The organism is Halorhodospira halochloris (assembly GCF_002356555.2).
GTDB classification, from domain to species: Bacteria; Pseudomonadota; Gammaproteobacteria; order Nitrococcales; family Halorhodospiraceae; genus Halorhodospira; species Halorhodospira halochloris.
In genome coordinates, this window is sequence record NZ_AP017372.2 from 1,482,387 (window position 1) to 1,499,426 (window position 17,040).

The following is a 17,040-nucleotide window of genomic DNA, read 5'->3' on the forward strand; positions in this document are numbered from 1 at the left end:
ACTACTTGGTAGTTATAATTGAGCGCAGTCTAACAAGAGGCAAAAGGATTTGCCATAGTTTTTAGTACCGTTTGGTTTAAACAATGCGCCTATTCGTCTAAACACAAACGCTCATAGACATCTGACTCCCGCACAGATGAGTTATATGAAGCGGCCCAATCGTAGGCAGTTTTACCATAGCTATCCCGGTGAGCAGGATCGGCGCCGGCATTTAAAAGCATTTCAACGATATACGGCTCATTTAGCTTGGCGGCGATCATCAATGCGGTCATGCCATTTTCTTGCTCGGCTTTCACATCGGCACCAGCATCTATTAACGCCCTGGTCATCTGCTCATCATAGCTATACTCGGCAGCGATCATCAGCGCATCAAGCCCTGATTCGCTACGGGCATTAACGTCCGCGCCGTGTTCGAGTAAAAGCTTAACGACTTCGGTTTTTTTGCTGAATGCAGCTGCCATCAGGGCAGTCACCCCATCACTACGGGCAGCCTTGACGTCCGCCCCGGCGCGCAGCAGCTGTTCAACAACTTTCTCATTGTTATTGTAAGCTGCAATCATCAGCGGGATTACATTCTTTGCCTTTGCTGTATTGACCTCAGCACCAGCCTCAATAAGCTTTCGCGTCACCTCCGGATTTTGATTGAGCTGCGCTGCCACCATAAGGGGTGTGGTGCCGTTCTGTTTGGCCAGATTCACATCGGCCCCTGCCTCAATAAGCCTATCTATAATTGCTGTATCACTGCAGTGGGCAATGGCTACCATTAACGGCGTCGAGCCTAATTTTTTTTGCGTGTTTACCTCTTTGCCTGCAGCCAAAGCGGCATCCAGCCGGGCACAGTCGCATTTTCCCGCTGCCCTGTGGACCGGAAAGCGGTACATGTGAACACCGAACCAGCGCAAAAGCCGTTTAAATCTTCCCTCATTCGACATTTCTAGAGACTTCCTAAAATTTGATTGCTAGCTGTGGTTTTTATCTGTGATTAATGACCCGCCGCCACTCGCCCTCACGGCGCGGATCCGCTGCCCCGTGTAAACGGCCTTCGCCATCTATATAGATGGCGTGCAGGCCGCTATTTAACTCTTCAATCTCTACCTCATGGCCACGTTCTTCTAGCTCTGCAGCTAAAGCAACACGGGCTGTATCTTCCTCTAATTCAGTCGGCCCATTACGATTTACGATGTTCCCCGTTTGAATAGCCTCTTCTAATGAACTATCGTATTTGATGATATCTATTAACCGTTGCGAAACGTAGCCTATAATCCGCGTTCCTCCGGGAGAGCCGATCGCAAGGCGCGGTTCGCCAGCGCCATTATAGGCAATCACCGGCGTCATAGAGCTAAGCGGCCGTTTGCCCGGCTCAACCCGATTAGGGGCCTTGTTACCGTCAGCATCGCGGGGCTGAAAGTCGAAGTCGGTAAGCTGGTTATTTAGCATAAAGCCGCCGACCATGATCTGCGAGCCAAACGGCATCTCCACCGAGGCGGTCATTGAAACCACGTTGCCATATTTGTCTACTGCTACGAGGTGTGACGTGGAGTGGGTCCTGTCTGCACTGGAGCGAGCACTAGCATCATTCAACCCTGGGGCAGCCTCGCCCATGGAACTGTCCATAGCGATCTGTCGCGCCCTGTCAGATAGGTACTCCTCATCCAGCAGATCATCTAACGGCACCGTAACGAACTGCGGGTCACCCAGGTAGGTGTTGCGATCGGCGAAGGCTAACCGCGACGCTTCGGCGAGCAAGTGCGCCTTATCGGCTTCGCCCTGTGGCTCGTGCTTGGCCGCGGCGTGGGCGTAGATGCTCAGTATTTGCAACGTGGCGATGCCGCCGCTGCTCGGCGGCGGTATGCTGCAGACCTGGTTGCCGACGAAGTCGGTGCAAAGCGGCTCACCCTTTGCCGGCTGGTACTCGGCCATATCCGCGTGGCTGAGCTTACCGCCCTTCTCCTGCACCGTAGCGACTATCTCATCCGCTAGCTCACCGGTATAGAAGGGTTCAGCCCCCTGCTCAGCGATCTTTTCCAGGCTGGCGGCGAGCTCTTCATTGCGCAGCTTATACCCCTCGGGCAGCGGCTCGCCCTCGGCGGTGAAGAAGTACTCTGAGGCGGCATTAAAATCTGCCAAACGCCAGCCGTGATCGAGCATAGAGTGCAGCCGCGACGAGACCTTAAAGCCCTGCTCGGCGTGTTGGATGGCAGGCTTAAACAGCAGTTCCCAGTCCATTGAGCCGTGCTTATCATGGACCATCTCAAGCATACGCAGCAGGCCCGGCACCCCGACAGATTGACCGCCCGCCGCGGCGTCGAAAAAATCTAGCTCAGCGCCCTGCTCATCCAGGAACATATCGCTTGCCACCGCTGCCGGGGCCTCTTCACGCCCGTCGTAGGCAATCGGTTTACCGGTCTCGGCGTCGTGGTAGAGCATAAAGGCGCCGCCGCCGATACCGCTCGACTGCGGCTCGACTAGGGTCAGGACCATCTGCATAGCGATAGCGGCATCTACTGCGCTGCCGCCATTGGCAAGGATTTGCTCACCGGCATCGGCGGCTAGAGGGTGCGCAGCAGCCAACATAGCGCCGCCGTCTTGCATCTTCGCCGCAGCGGACTCTGGCTCTTCGGTAGAGACATCCGACGGCCCGCTACAACCGGCGATACCTACTAGCAACAGGATTACTAAGCCCGATATAGCGATACAGGGTCTTGGCATCTCAAATACTTCTTTAAATTTTAAATGTTTAATCTGCTTAAGGGTGCCTCGCAAAACTTCGCCGGCGCCACCATCCGCCCCGGTGTGGAGGTCTTGGCGCCAGGGATGGCGCCATGAAGCCTCCAGGGATGGATTCACGGCGTCCTCCACACCGGGGCGGATGGTGGCGCCGGCGAAGTTTTGCGAGGTTCCCTTAAAAGCTATATTGTAAATGGGCCCGGGCAAACCAGGCATCCTCGGCATCATCCGGGTAGTAATCTCCTACGGCTAGATGCTCAAGGCGTAAATGGGTTTCCAGGTCTTCAGTAAACTGCATGGCCAAATTTATTGTAGTAAGGCCACCACGTTCGTCGCCATCACCTTGACCGTCTTTTTCATCGGCAAGCAGCAGATGATAACGCAGTTCTAGGTTTGTTTTGCCACCCAATCCGATATCGGCACCGATAAACGGGGCGTGGAGATTACTCCAGCCGCCGACACCATGGTCCGTACCAACAAAAGAATATAGGTATAGTTCGCTCAATTGCGGCCAGCGCGAGAAGACCGGAAACCAGTCCTCGCGCTCATCCGAGTCAGCGTCGTTGCCGGAGAGGTAGTAGTAACCGCCACTAAGCGCCGGTTCTAAATTACCTGCAAGCTGAGGGCGATAAGTGAGTGAGGCATCGATCATCTCACTTGCAATATCTTGATCGCCCTTTTCTCCTTGCTGTATCGCCAATTCCAGATTAAGCGACCACTCACCGAAAGTGGGGAAGACCCGCCCGCCGATAGTTTGAAAATCTGCTGAATCCGAGTCACGGTCTTCGTGTTTATAAATCCAGTGGTACTCAAAAGGCCACTGCTCAGGCACCTGGCTCTGCCCATAAAAGCCAACCGCCATCTCATCATGCTCAATAAGATCAAGGCTGGATTGGCTATTTATAGTCAGCGAATCCTCATCCTCATTATAGATTGCAAAGAGATCTACTTGATGATCAGGGTACAGATCTAAGCTGAGTTTGGCCGCGTTGACGAACAGGGTGCGAGAACCGTCCCTTGGGGTGCCGTTGAGCATAATGCGACCGTTGCCGTAGATCATCTCCTGACGACCGAGGCGCAGGTGCATATTGCCATCCGCAAGGTTATCTACATCAACGTAGAGCAGATCGGGGAGGACCTCGCTCAACGGTTCGCGATCTTCCTGAATATCGCCGTAATCACGGCCACGGTCGCCCCAGAAGAACTCATTCATCAAGCGCGCATGGAATCTGACATCTGGAGTGATTTCATATTCAGTCCAGATGCGGGTGCGGTTACGGTTAAACAGTTGGTTGTGTTCAGCGTGCTCAGAGGTCTCTGGATGTACGTAAGGAACCTCATCTAATAGGGTAACCCGAGAACGAAAGTCCCCGCCCCACTCCCAACCCGAACCGCCCTGCTCCGCCGCTGCGGCATCAGTGCTAACCAGAACTATCGCCAACGCCCCGCCCATCGCCACTGTGACTGTACGCATAATAGATCTCTCCCGGCCTCAATTAGGTAGCTGTAATTTTTATGCCGCCTCGCGCAGGACTGCAGTTTATTCCAGGCTAGCCCCATGACCAAGTGGCCACGATAAAGTGAATACCTCAAAGTCCCTCAAAGGGCCAGGCACTTTGAGGTGAGGGACTCTTCTTAAAGTGCCTGGCCCTTTGAGTATTTGAGTAGCCCTGGTGGAGTGCCTGGCCCTTTGAGACTTTAAGAGCGGACGGACACCTCTAAGGCCTGCCCCGGAGCCATTATTTGCCCCGTGTGGAGGTCTTGGCGCCAGGGATGGCGCCATGAAGCCTCCAGGGACGGATTCACGGCGTCCTCCACACCGGGGCAATAATGGCTCCGGGATAGGTTTGCAAGCCCCCTCTTGGCTCACAGCCCTGATTGTGGTTTGATTAGCGCGTTTTGTGGCTGCTAGCTTGCCTGATCAATGGCTCTAGTCCCATAACTACTACCCCGCTGGCCGCTAAAGAGGGTAAGCCCATGCGAAAACTAACCGCCATTGCCGTCTTGCTTACTGGCACTTTTATTGGAGTAGGTTGCGATCAGGGGTCTGAAGATCCGATCCGCATCGGTGCCTTTGTCTCCGCGACTGGACCGGCTTCGCTGCTCGGCGATCCGGAGCTGAAAACGCTGGAGATGTATGTTGAGAAAATAAACGCCGAGGGCGGAGTCCTTGGCCGTGAGTTAGAGCTCATCCATTACGATGATGGCGGCAGGGCTTCCGAGGCACGCCGCTACGCAAATCGTCTGCTGCGCTCCGATAACGTCGATTTTCTAATTGGCGGCACGACTACCGGCACCACCATGGCCGCGGTTCCGCTTGCTGAGCGCTCCGAGATTCCTTTCATCTCTATGGCCGGGGCAATAGAGATCACCGAGCCGGTGCGAGACTGGGTATTTAAGACGCCGCAGACCGACCGCATGGCCGCGGAGCGGATACTCCAAGACATGCAAAACGAAGGCATAGAGCGCATCGGTTTGATTTCCGGTACCGACAGCTTCGGGCGTTCAGGGCGGGAGCAAACCAAAGAGATAGCTGCCGACTACGGCATTGAGATCGTCGCCGATCGCACCTACGGTCCCGACGATACCGACATGACCTCGCAACTTACCCGCATTAATAATAACGACGAGGTAGAGGCCATCTTCAACTTCGGTTTCGGTCAAGGGCCGGCGATTGTCACCCGTAATTATGAGCACCTAGGCATAGATCTGCCACTCTATCAGTCGCACGGGGTCGCCTCTGATCGTTTTCTGGAGCTAGTCGGCAGTGCCGGCGAAGGGGTTCGCTTGCCCGCCTCACCGCTGCTGGTGCCGGATGCCCTGCCCGATGACGATCCGCAAAAGGCAGTGGTTCAGGGCTACAAGCAGGAATATGAGCAGCGCTGGGAGGAGTCGGTCTCCACCTTTGGCGGCTACGCTTATGATGCACTAATGCTGGCGGTTGCAGCCATGGAGCGGGCGGGAAGCGCCGAGCCTGCTCAGGTGCGCGATGCCCTAGAGCAGACTGAAGACTTTGCCGGTGTAACCGGTATCTTCAACATCACCCCAGAGGATCACAACGGCCTGGAACCTGAATCGTTCCGCCTGCTAGAGGTGCGCGATGGACGCTGGGAGTTGATTGATTGAGCGGCTCCTGAAGCCGGCGCTTGCTCATCGCCTGACTTGCGATTAACCGAGGCCATAAATGTTCGCCGAATTTCTCCAGTACCTGCTTGCCGGGGTGACGATCGGGGCTACTTATGCCCTGATCGCCCTCGGCTTTACCATCATCTATAACGCCAGCCATGTGATTAATTTTGCCCAGGGCGAGATGCTGATGATCGGCGGCATGGCCACTGTGGCACTGTTCGCCACCGGTGTGCCGTTGGCCCTAGCAATCGCCCTAGCGGTGCTTCTTGCAGCGATTCTCGGCATGCTCCTGCACCGTCTAGCCATCGCCCCGGCGCGTCAGGCCGATGTGGTAACACTGATAATCATCACCATTGGGGCGGCTATCTTCCTGCGCGGTGTCGCGCAGATAATCTGGGGCCGCGATTACCACTCCCTGCCCTCATTCAGTCAGCCGTCATCAATCGAGGTCTTCGGCGCGGTCATGTACTCCCAAAGCCTATGGGTGCTCGGGGTGGCGAGCGTGGTAGTGGCGCTGTTGGCGGTCTTTTTCATGAAGACTGCGGTAGGACGAGCGACCTTGGCCGTCTGTATGAATAAGCAGGCCGCACGCCTTATGGGGGTGCGCGTTGAATGGGTGCTGACCCTCGCCTTCGTCCTCGCTGCCGCTCTCGGTGCCATTGCCGGGGCGGTTGCTACCCCGATCACCCTAACCAGTTACGATATCGGTGTTATGCTCGGCTTGAAGGGGTTTGTTGCGGCGGCCATTGGCGGGCTCGGCAGCGGTGTTGGAGCGATTGTCGGCGGCCTGCTGCTAGGTATAAGTGAGGCAATGACCGCCGGCTACCTCTCCTCCGATTATAAGGATGCCGTAGCCTTCCTGCTTATCCTAGTAATCCTGATGTTCATGCCGCGCGGTCTACTTGGTGCTCGTGAGGCGGAGCGGGTTTGATGAGTGGCGCAAACCAGGACCCAAATCAGCAGTCGGGACAGGCACCGAAACGGCAATCAGCACGGCACCCAGACCAGCCGCCGGATCCGCACCGAAGCAAGAGCTCCGGCAGGGGCTCAAAGTTAGCCGGGATGGCCCGCAAGATTAACGGGTTACCGGCGCTGATTATAGTTGCCCTGACCTTCCCGTTACTGACTAGTAACGAGTTTCACCTTGATATCGCCACCCAGATGGCGCTGATCGCGGCCACAGTTGTCGGTCTGAACCTGCTCGTCGGCTACGCCGGGCAGATCAGCCTCGGCCACGCCGCCTTCTTCGCCATCGGCGCCTATGCCAGCGCCATCCTCACCGGTGATTACGGCTGGGGCGCGCTCCCTGCCCTAGTCTGCGCAGCGCTGCTCGCTGCCGCCATCGCCTGGCTGGTCGGGCGGCCGCTACTGCGCCTTAAAGGGCACTACCTATCGATGGCTACCCTTGGCTTCGGCATCATAGTCGCCATAATCATTAATAATGAGGGCTGGCTAACCGGTGGCCCTGACGGCACCTCTGTCGAGCCTTTTGCAGTCCTCGGTTTCGAGCTTAACGCCTTCTCAGATTATAGTATCCTCGGCATGACGGTCTCCGGGACGCTGCTCTGGTACCTGTTCGCGGTCTTGCTATTGGTGGTGGCAGTATGGATCGCCTTAAATATCATCGACTCCCCGATCGGACGGGCACTCCGTGCAGTGCACGGCTCGGAGGTAGCAGCGCGGGTGGTCGGGGTCGATACCGCTCACTATAAGCTGCTTATTTTCGTAATAGCGGCCATCTATGCGAGTGTTATGGGCAGCTTCTATGCCCACTACACCGGTTATATAACCCCGGAGCTGGCAACCTTTGAGCACTCCATAGAGCTGATCACCATGATCGTGCTCGGCGGCATGGGCTCGACCTTCGGGGTGATTATCGGCGCTGTCCTGCTAACCTTACTGCCGCAGCTGCTTGCCGACTTCCAGCAATACGAGATGATGCTCTTCGGTCTGGTGCTGATGCTGACCATGATCTTCATGCCCAAGGGTCTGCTACCGACCTTGAGCGCAGGCAGCTCTAGGCTCTGGCACAGCTATCGGCAGCGTAAGTCACAGCTAGGCGGCACGGGTGCATCGTCATCGGAGGGTGGCCCATGATGGATAGTAGTGTTCGCCTACAAGTTAAAGAGGTAAGCAAGGCCTTCGGCGGGGTTCAGGCGGTTGATGAGCTCAGCTTCAGCGTCGGGCGCGGTGAGATCTACGCCGTGATTGGTCCGAACGGTGCCGGCAAAACAACCCTGTTCAATCTTATCACCGGCATCTACCCCCTCGATAGCGGCGAGTTATTGGTCGACGGTGAGCCGGCGCACGGACTCTACCCTGAACAACTCGCCCAGCGCGGCATCTCGCGCACCTTCCAGAATATGCAGATCTGCATGAACATGAGTGCGCTGGAAAACGTCATGCTCGGCCGTCACCGCCACCTAAGCCGGGGTTTTGTAGCCACAATGCTGCATCTGCCTAAGCTGCGGCGCAGCGAGCGCGACTGCCACAAAGAGTCGCTACGCCTGCTCGAGTTCGTCGGCTGTGCCGCCTACGCCGAGGCGAGTGCCGCCGCCCTGCCCTACGGTGCCCTTAAGCGCCTAGAGATAGCCCGCGCCCTGGCCACCGAGCCGTCTATCCTCTTTCTTGATGAGCCCGCAGCCGGCCTTAACACCACCGAGACTGCCGAGATTGAGCGGCTTATCGGTGCTATCGCCGCTCAGGGGGTCAGCATAGTGCTGGTCGAGCACGATATGAAGCTGGTGATGTCGATCGCCGAGCGCATCCTCGTGCTTGATTACGGTCGCCGCTTAGCCGAGGGCACACCGCAACAAGTACGCCAGAATCCGGATGTAATCGCCGCCTATCTGGGCAGTTAAGACGACGGGGCAAAGATGAGCGCACAGCACGAGCATGATCCCGCTGAGATAGCCACGCGCACCATATATCAGGAGCATATCAACCTCTGGCGCATCATCCTGCTGCTCGACCGCTTGCAGCGGGATATTGACGAGCGGGATGAAGAGCCCGATGAGGTGCTGATCAGCAGCATCCTAGACTACTTTGAGCAGTTCTCCGAGCGGGTGCAAAGCGGCCCTAACGAGATCCTGCTATTCGAGCGGTTGCGTCAGCGCAATGCCGGCAGCTTTGCCGAGCTCGATGAGCTCGAACGGGACTACTTAACCGCCCACCAAGCCCTGCAGGGGCTGCGCCAACAGCTGCACGATTGTGTCACCAACTGGCCACAGGGGCGTGAGCAACTAAGCGCCGCCTTGGGCGATTTCACTACTCACCTGCGTGGCCACATTCAGCAGGAAGAGCAGCTGCTCATACCCCGCGCGCGCGAGCTTCTCACTCCAGCAGACTGGTCCGAGATCGCTGCAGCCAAAGATCAATACGACGATCCTCTCTTTGGTGAGCGGGTTCGCGAGGAGTTCCGCGAACTACGTCACCACATTATAAATATCGCCCCCGAGCATGTCGGCGGCCTCGGCATCCAGCATAAGACCCGCATCGAGCCGCAGACACACGAGCAGATCCTTACCGTAAGCTCATTGAGCACCTCGTATGGGCGCATCCAGGCCCTCTATGACGTCGATCTGTCTATCCGCAGCGGCGAGATAGTCGCGCTGGTAGGTGCTAACGGCGCCGGCAAGAGCACCCTGCTAATGACCCTCTCCGGTCTGCAGCCGGCGGATTCCGGGACTATAACTTATCGCCATCACGATTTGACCCGCATGCCGGCGCACCGGCGGGTTCACGAGGGAATCGTACAGATCCCCGAGGGCCGGCAGGTGTTTCGTGATCTGAGTGTCCACGATAACCTGCTCATGGGCGCTTATACCCGAGGGCGCGATGCGCAGGTGATGACGGATCTGGACAACATCTATAGCCGCTTCCCGGTACTGCGCCAAAAGCAGCATCAGCTTGCTGGCATGCTCTCCGGCGGACAACAGCAGATGCTCGCTATCGGCCGCGCCTTGATGGCCGCACCGCGCCTGCTTCTACTCGATGAGCCGAGCATGGGCCTAGCCCCGTTGGTTGTTGAAGAGATCTTTAACATCCTGCGCGATCTCAACCGCGAAGGCATAACGCTCTTTCTAGTCGAGCAGAACGCCTCGCAGGCGCTATCGATCGCCGATCGCGGCTACGTCCTCGAGGCCGGCAAGGTAGTGCTATCCGGTAGTGGTGAGCAGTTACTCGCAGATGATAAGGTGCGGGAGGCGTACTTAGGTCTTTGATATGATTCAGCTGCGCAATATAACCCTGCGCCGCGGCACCGAGGCGCTGTTAGAGCAGGTGAGCACGAGAATCTACCCGGGCCATAAAGTCGGTCTGATCGGTCCCAATGGCTCGGGCAAAAGTACCCTGCTGAGTATGCTGCGCGGCGAGCTGGCCCCCGATAGCGGGGAGTTCTACCTGCCCAGGGACTGGGAAATAGCCTCAATGGCCCAGGAAACTCCTGCTCTGCAGCGCTCAGCAGAGGATTTTATTCTCGATGGTGACCGCCGCCTGCGTGCCGCTGAGCAGGAGTTAACCGACGCACAGCAAAGCGGTGACGGTGAGCGTATAGCTCTCGCCCACAGCAACTACGAGGAGGTCGGCGGTTACAGCGCCCATGCCCGGGCCGGAGAGCTGTTGCATGGGCTCGGCTTCAATGCCGAGGATGGCCAGCGCAGTGTTGCCGAGTTTTCCGGCGGCTGGCGGGTGCGCTTGAGCTTGGCTCAGGCCCTGATGTCGCCATCAGATCTGTTGCTCCTCGACGAGCCGACCAATCACCTCGATCTGGAGACTGTGCTCTGGCTCGAACAGTGGCTGCGCCGCTATACGGGAACACTGATCATAATCTCCCACGACCGGGATCTGCTAGATAATGTCATCGACTCGGTGCTGCATATCGAGCACCGCGACCTTAATCTATACAGTGGCGGCTACACCGCCTTTGAACATCAGCGCGCCGAGCACCTCGCCCGGCAGCAGGCGATATACGAGAAACAACAGCGCGAAATTGCCCACATGCAGCGTTTTATCGATCGCTTTCGCGCTAAGGCGAGCAAGGCCCGCGCGGCGCAGAGCCGTATTAAAGCCTTAGAGCGCATGGAGAAGGTGGCACCGGCTTACGCCGACTCGCAGTTCCAGTTCCGTTTCCCGCCTGCCCCGCAAGCAGCCAATCCTTTGCTTACCCTGGAGGGAGCCAAACTAGGCTACTCTGGAGCAGTTATACTCAGCGAGGTAACCCGCAGTATCGCCTACGAAGATCGCATCGGCCTGCTAGGCCCCAACGGGGCAGGCAAATCTACCCTGGTACGTGCCCTCGCCGGAGAACAGCCGCTGCTCGCCGGAGAAACCTACCGGGCCAGCGGCCTGCAGGTTGGCTATTTCGCTCAGCATCAACTCGAGCAACTCGACTGCGAGGCTAGTCCATTGCTGCATTTGCAGCGCATTGCGCCACAGGCAACACCACAGCGGCTGCGCGATTTCCTCGGTAGCTTCGCCTTTCGGGGCGACATGGCGACTTCCCCGGTAGGTAACCTATCCGGCGGCGAGAAGGCGCGTCTTGTGCTGGCCTTAATCGCCTGGCAACAACCTAACCTGCTCTTGCTCGACGAACCGACCAACCATCTCGACCTGGAGATGCGCCACGCCCTTAGTCTAGCCCTGCAGGATTTTGCTGGTGCAGTTGTGGTTATATCCCATGATCGGCGTTTGCTCGCCGCTACGGTTGACCGCTACTGGCTGGTTGCTAACGGCACGGTTACTGATTTCACAGGTGATCTTGACGATTACCGCGACTGGCTCACCGAACGCCGACGCGAGGCTGCCCGTGAGAATACATCCACTACCCGAGAAAAGGCGGCGGGCGGCCAATCTCAGAGCAGCGGTGACGGCCGCAAGGCACAGCGGCGCCGTGAAGCCGAACAGCGGGCCGCTCTCAAGCCGCTGCGCGAGCGCGCTGCGCGGCTACTCAATGAGATCGAGCAATGTGACCAAGAGCTTAAAGAGATTGAACAGCGTTTGGCCGATCCGCAGCTATACGAGCAACAAGACGGCCAAGGCAGGCTCACTGCGCTTATGCAGCAGCAAGGGGCGCTTAAGCGCCAGCGCGAAGAACTGGAGATGGAGTGGATGGAGGCCGAAGAAGAGGTTGAACAGGCAGCTCGTAAGTTAGTCTAATTGCTCGCAAAGCCCCTTATGTACGGACAACAGAACAGGCACTGAGGGCGAGCGTAAACCAAGCAGCTTAGTCGTAAAGTTCTCTGATGGGCGCCGTCCATGGCACTATCTGGCAATTATTAGGGAACCTCTAAAAGCCTCCCCGGCGCCATTATCTGCCCCGGTGTGGAGGTCTTGGCGCCAGGGATGGCGCCATGAAGCCTCCAGGGATGGATTCACGGCGTCCTCCACACCGGGGCAGATAATGGCGCCGGGGAGGCTTTTAGAGGTTCCCATTAGCCTTGCCCTAGCACCGCTTAATGATCGTGATCAGACGTCTTCGCTCTTATCAGCGTGCTCTGTGCCCGGGGCGTGCTCGGGCGGGCAGTAGGTGGTGTATAGCTTCAGCATCCCTGAGCCGGTGTTGATGAAGTTATGATAGACGCCAGAGGGAACTATGCTGACATCCCCCTCTTGAACCTCGTAGGTCTCACTGCCAATCTCGGCCCTGCCACTGCCGGCTACGAAGTAGAGCAGCTGATCGTGCCCCTCGTGTGTTTCGGCACCTATATCCTCCCCTTCGGGGATGGCCATCACCACCAGCTGAGTCTTCTCGCCGGTCCACACTACCTTGCGGAATTTATCATTCTCCAGCGCCATTTGGGCGATGGGTAGAGTCAGTCGGGTCTCTTCGCTCATTTTTCTTCCTTATGTTGCTTATTCTGGCCAAGCTAACGATAAACGTGTTTATATTCTGACATCATAAACAACCCAAGTACAGTGGGACGCCTCTTAAAACTCCTCCCGCTGAGCTGGAGCTGCTTAGGTGTGGAGGACACCGTGGATCCATCCCTGGAGGCCTAATGGCACCATACCTGGCGCCTATACCTCCACACAGATGCAGCCAGACCTGGGGGCGGGTTTGGAGGTCTCTAGTGACGCATAAGGTTTACAACAATATGACAAGAGGCAGTTTTTCCCCAGCCTGGTGGTTGCCAGGTTGCCACAGCCAAACCATGTTCCCTGCCGTATTTAGGCGCGCACCGCAGGTAAAGCTGATCCCAGAAAAGCTGGAATTGCCGGATGGAGATTTTCTCGACTTGATGTGGGGACCGCCCGGCAAGGGGCTAGCATTAATCGGCCATGGGCTAGGCGGCAACGAGCGCTCCGGCTACGTACGCGGGCTTATAGCTGCGTTGGCCGAGCGCGGTATCGGCAGTGTAGTGATGATAGCACGGGGAGCCGGCGACACGCCCAATCGCTCGCAGCGCTCATACCACGCTGCTGCTTGGGATGATCTTGACGCGGTAATAGACACCTTGCACAGACGCTATCCGCAGCAGCCGCTGGCGGCCTGCGGCTTCTCGCTCAGTGGATCAATCCTGCTCAACTGGTTGGGCCAACGCCCCGACAAAAAGCTCAGCCAGGCAGTGGCAGTATCGGTGCCATTCGATCTCCAGATGTGCGCATACGCCCTCGAACAGGGCATTGGCGTTATATACCAGCAATATCTGTTGCGCAGGCTAAAGCCCCTAGCTGAGCGCAAGTTCAAGCATAGCCCTCAGGCCCCAGTAACTACCCAGCAAATTCGTAATATTCGGCGTCTGCGCGAGTTTGATGACCTAATCACAGCACCTATAAACGGTTTCGCCGACAGTACCGATTATTATCGCCGCGCCAGTTGCCGGCAACGGCTCAAGAGAATAGAACAGCCGACAGCGATTATCCATGCGCTTGATGACCCATTCGTACCCGAAAAGGCAGTCCCCACAGAGGATGAGCTAGGCCCCGGTATCAGTCTGGAACTGACGCAAAAGGGCGGTCATGTAGGCTTCGTTAAAGGTGCCATGCCTGGTTACCATAGCTATTGGTTGGATCAGCGCATCGCGGACTGGATTGAGTACCGTGTGTTACAGTGCGTATCCTCTAAAACCTCCCCTTAACCATAAGCTGCCTCGGGTGGCCTCTAAAATCTTCGCCGGCGCCGCCACCATCCGCCCCGGTGTGGAGGACGCCGTGAATCCATCCCTGGAGGCTTCATGGCGCCATCCCTGGCGCCAAGACCTCCACACCGGGGCGGATGGTGGCGGCGCCGGCGAAGATTTTAGAGGTTCCCCTCGGTGATGCCAGATTCGGTTGCACAATAAACCATCACCCCTCACGCGCCGCAGAGGGGTGCATCAAATCCGGCATTTCCAAGCTAAAAAGCTGAATCCGCTGCGAATTGCTTTGCTTGGCGTAATACATGGCAATATCAGCATTTTGGGTTAATTCCGCGCCATCCTTGCCATGATCAGGATAAATGGCAATACCGATACTGGATGACACATGTAGCTTTAGTCCATCGGTATGGAATGGTTTATCCAATGAATGCTGAATAATCCCAGCTAACCTTTCGGCGTTTTCTACTCGACTGATCTCGGGAAGCACAACCACGAACTCATCACCACCGATCCTAGCCACGGTGTCGGTGTCGCGCAAACACCCTAGCAAGCGCTGGGCTGTCTGCTGCAGCACCAGATCACCTACACCATGGCCATGAGTGTCATTGATCGGCTTGAACTGGTCTAGATCGATAAACATCAAAGCCAGCATCTTACCATTGGCACTTGCAGTGGCCATGGCCTGATCTAGACGATCCATCAGCAGCGCCCTATTGGGCAATTGGGTCAACCCATCGTGATGGGCCATGTGCATGAATTGAGTCTCCGCACGCTTGCGCGTAGTAATATCGTGGGCGATACCCAGCATACCCATGATACTGTTGTCGTTATCGAGCAAGGGCGAGGCGTTAGTTACGTGCCACTGCCAGCCGTATCTTTTGTGTTGTACCCTGTATTCAAGCCCGCTCGCCTTACTGCGAGTGGTCAAAACACCCTGGAGAAAAGTCTCACAGTGAGGGACATCATCGGGATGGACTATTGCCGAGAAGTGGCTACCTTGGATCTCATTCGGATCCTGACCGAGTATATCACTGATATTGGGTGAAATATATTGGAAGGTGCCATCCAGGTTGAGGGCGTAGATTATATCATTGGCGTCTTCGACGAAGGTCCGAAACTTCTGCTCGTTGATGCGCAACTGGTTTTCGATAGCCTTACGCTGGGTGATATCCTTCCAGGCAACGTGCAGGATGGGATGTTCTTCATAGTGAATGGCTGTTAGTACCAGCATCGCATCAAAGGGCTGTCCATTCGGGCGAATGCACTGCCATTCGCACTCATATCCTCCACACCTCAGCGTCTGCTGGCACATATCCTCGGCGTATTCACTCGAAGAGCGCCCGTCAGCCTGTTGCTGCGGTGCAAAATCGGTCAGAGGCCTACCTATTAGCGAGTCGGGCCCAGGCAGTTGAAACTGCTCGAGGGCAGCCGGATTGGCCGCGGTAAAATAGCCTTGCTGATCCATCAGGGTAAGTGGCTGACGGGATTCCTCAAACAGCATTCGGAAACGTTTTTCACTGGCTGCGAGGATTTGCCCTGCTCGCTCCTGAGTCATGACAATGACCCCTAGGGCGAGGAGAATGTAGAACAGCAGGCTACCATTAAAGGTGACTATTTGAGTGATATTCTCCTGCAAGATGCTGGTTGTGGCATCCATGCCCCCCAAGCTGGCCATTGTGAAGCGATAGCCAACAAGCAGCAGCAAAGCCGACAGACCGATACTTACAATTACCCGACCTCGCCCGGGAGTATCTGCCCAGTTACGAAACAACATGAACAGAATCATTGCCAATTGGCCGAATAAAATCGCCGAGACCACGACTACCCTAGCCTGCATATTATCCAGAATAGGCAATAGACTGATGGCCATCACGGGTAGCGGAGCCCATAACAACCAGCGTGGCAAACGGTATTGCTGAATAAGGCGAAACCCCTCAGCTATCAGGGCTAGCCAGCAGCTGAGCATGAGGTTGGAGATCACCAGCAGGGCTGGATGCGGCGTATTGGCGTGCCACATGAACCCCAGGTGGCCAAGGGTATTAACCAGCGCCGCGAGTGACCACAGCCACATGGGGCTGTGGCCTGGACGATCCGCCATGGAGAGCATTGCCGCCCCAAGCAGCAAATTGGTCAACGCGATGATCAGGAATAAGGTCGGGATGTCCACGCCATGCCACTCGCGGTTGCTATCTCTAATCTAGTGGGGCCTTGGCATAGCACGCCGTATCAAGGGATTAATTCACGGCGCCATCCACACCGTGGCGACATAATTTGGCTTGGGGTAGATTCAGAGGCTCCTTAGCCACCAGACTCCAGTGCAGGATAAACCCACTTTGTAAGCAGGGGCAACAATACTTTCGATAGCCATTGGAGTAATAGCTGTGATTGATCTTTAGCTTGAAGCCATAATTTTTGGTATTATTTGGTTTGTCAAGGGTTTAAGCGTAGAGCTGGTGCTAGGCCTAAGTGCTCAACGAAGGGTTTGAAGTCGCGATCCAGAAAAAGTAATGGAAAGTCGTTCTCTATACAGAAGGTCGCGATGATGATATCCGCGTTTTTTCTTATCGTAATGCCTTTTTTTCGGAGTGCCCGATAGTTGTCGGCGCATTTTCCGGCCATCTTTCTGCTAAACAGTTCATGCTGATCCAGCGTCAATAGGCTTTGTTTGGTCTGACGGTACTCCCTGTCAGTGCGAATCCCTTGCAGGATCTCCAGGAATATGAGGTCGCCAATCGCGACAGACCCCTCGACTATAGAGGAATCCAGCAAATCAGTATGTGGGTTCTCGATGCCGTTGAAATAGTCGATCCAGACGCTGGTATCAACCAGCATCATTTAGCACTCCGCATTTCATCCAGATCGCCTTCCCATTTGATCTTGCCGCGCAAATTGCGAATCTGCTGCTGCTTGCTTCTTTGCACAAGGAGCCTTAGCCCTTGCTCAACTGCCTCTTTTTTGGTTTCACAACCGGAGGCCTTGAGGGCTTCGTCCATCAATTGATCGTCAATGACTATATTAGTTCTGATATCGCACCTATGTGTATTGCTGAGTTATTTTATACACATATTAACACCCCGTGGAGGACATAGCAATCGGCTACACGGCG

General features: G+C 56.2%; 14 protein-coding genes. 7 read left to right on the forward strand and 7 right to left on the reverse strand.

Features of this window, described 5'->3' with window-relative positions; translation table 11 throughout:
- Positions 1–89: 89 nt before the first annotated feature.
- From HH1059_RS06780 to HH1059_RS06790, 3 genes are read right to left on the reverse strand one after another with little or no spacing between them, the layout of a single operon-like run.
- Positions 90–932, reverse strand: a complete 843-nt coding sequence (locus HH1059_RS06780) for an ankyrin repeat domain-containing protein (RefSeq protein ID WP_096409456.1) — start codon at positions 930–932, stop codon at positions 90–92.
- A gap of 40 nt (positions 933–972) precedes the next feature.
- Positions 973–2,847 carry a gamma-glutamyltransferase gene (gene ggt, locus HH1059_RS06785; RefSeq protein WP_162549414.1) on the reverse strand — a complete coding sequence of 625 codons (1,875 nt, stop codon included), beginning with the start codon at positions 2,845–2,847 and terminating at the stop codon, positions 973–975.
- A gap of 55 nt (positions 2,848–2,902) precedes the next feature.
- The gene (locus HH1059_RS06790) at positions 2,903–4,201 is read right to left on the reverse strand and encodes an alginate export family protein (protein ID WP_096409459.1); all 1,299 of its coding nucleotides are present in this window, start codon (positions 4,199–4,201) and stop codon (positions 2,903–2,905) included.
- A 503-nt stretch (positions 4,202–4,704) separates the two neighbouring features.
- On the opposite strand from HH1059_RS06790, the gene HH1059_RS06795 reads away from it, so the two are divergent.
- Genes HH1059_RS06795 through HH1059_RS06820 form a run of 6 tightly spaced genes read left to right on the forward strand, consistent with a single transcriptional unit; the run spans position 4,705 to position 12,012 of the window.
- Entirely contained in the window at positions 4,705–5,853 is a 1,149-nt protein-coding gene (locus tag HH1059_RS06795; protein WP_096409460.1) for an ABC transporter substrate-binding protein, read from the forward strand.
- 58 nt (positions 5,854–5,911) lie between these two features.
- Positions 5,912–6,787 carry a branched-chain amino acid ABC transporter permease gene (locus HH1059_RS06800; RefSeq protein ID WP_096409462.1) on the forward strand — a complete coding sequence of 292 codons (876 nt, stop codon included), beginning with the start codon at positions 5,912–5,914 and terminating at the stop codon, positions 6,785–6,787.
- Positions 6,787–7,953: a branched-chain amino acid ABC transporter permease gene (locus tag HH1059_RS06805; RefSeq protein ID WP_231901893.1), complete on the forward strand. Its 1,167-nt coding sequence runs from the start codon at positions 6,787–6,789 to the stop codon at positions 7,951–7,953. Before HH1059_RS06800 ends, HH1059_RS06805 begins: the two co-directional genes overlap by 1 nt.
- Positions 7,950–8,717 (forward strand): ABC transporter ATP-binding protein, encoded by a 768-nt coding sequence (locus HH1059_RS06810; RefSeq protein WP_231901894.1) that lies wholly within the window; start codon positions 7,950–7,952, stop codon positions 8,715–8,717. Before HH1059_RS06805 ends, HH1059_RS06810 begins: the two co-directional genes overlap by 4 nt.
- A gap of 15 nt (positions 8,718–8,732) precedes the next feature.
- Positions 8,733–10,079 (forward strand): ATP-binding cassette domain-containing protein, encoded by a 1,347-nt coding sequence (locus HH1059_RS14140; RefSeq protein WP_096409464.1) that lies wholly within the window; start codon positions 8,733–8,735, stop codon positions 10,077–10,079.
- Between the two features lies 1 nt (position 10,080).
- On the forward strand, positions 10,081–12,012 hold the full coding sequence (locus HH1059_RS06820) for an ABC-F family ATP-binding cassette domain-containing protein (protein WP_096409466.1): 1,932 nt from the start codon (positions 10,081–10,083) through the stop codon (positions 12,010–12,012).
- Between the two features lie 309 nt (positions 12,013–12,321).
- On the opposite strand, the gene HH1059_RS06825 is transcribed toward HH1059_RS06820, so the two are convergent.
- Positions 12,322–12,690, reverse strand: coding sequence for a cupin domain-containing protein (locus tag HH1059_RS06825; protein WP_096409467.1), 369 nt, complete (start codon positions 12,688–12,690; stop codon positions 12,322–12,324).
- 236 nt (positions 12,691–12,926) lie between these two features.
- On the opposite strand from HH1059_RS06825, the gene HH1059_RS06830 reads away from it, so the two are divergent.
- Entirely contained in the window at positions 12,927–13,934 is a 1,008-nt protein-coding gene (locus tag HH1059_RS06830) for a hydrolase (RefSeq protein ID WP_231901895.1), read from the forward strand.
- 208 nt (positions 13,935–14,142) lie between these two features.
- Here the strand turns inward: HH1059_RS06830 and HH1059_RS06835 are convergent, their stop codons facing one another.
- The 3 genes from HH1059_RS06835 to HH1059_RS06845 form a co-directional block, all read right to left on the reverse strand.
- Positions 14,143–16,101, reverse strand: coding sequence for a diguanylate cyclase domain-containing protein (locus HH1059_RS06835; protein WP_096409471.1), 1,959 nt, complete (start codon positions 16,099–16,101; stop codon positions 14,143–14,145).
- A gap of 263 nt (positions 16,102–16,364) precedes the next feature.
- Positions 16,365–16,769: a type II toxin-antitoxin system VapC family toxin gene (gene vapC, locus HH1059_RS06840; protein ID WP_096409472.1), complete on the reverse strand. Its 405-nt coding sequence runs from the start codon at positions 16,767–16,769 to the stop codon at positions 16,365–16,367.
- Positions 16,766–16,960, reverse strand: a complete 195-nt coding sequence (locus HH1059_RS06845; protein WP_096409474.1) for a type II toxin-antitoxin system VapB family antitoxin — start codon at positions 16,958–16,960, stop codon at positions 16,766–16,768. Before HH1059_RS06845 ends, vapC begins: the two co-directional genes overlap by 4 nt.
- Positions 16,961–17,040 lie beyond the last annotated feature (80 nt).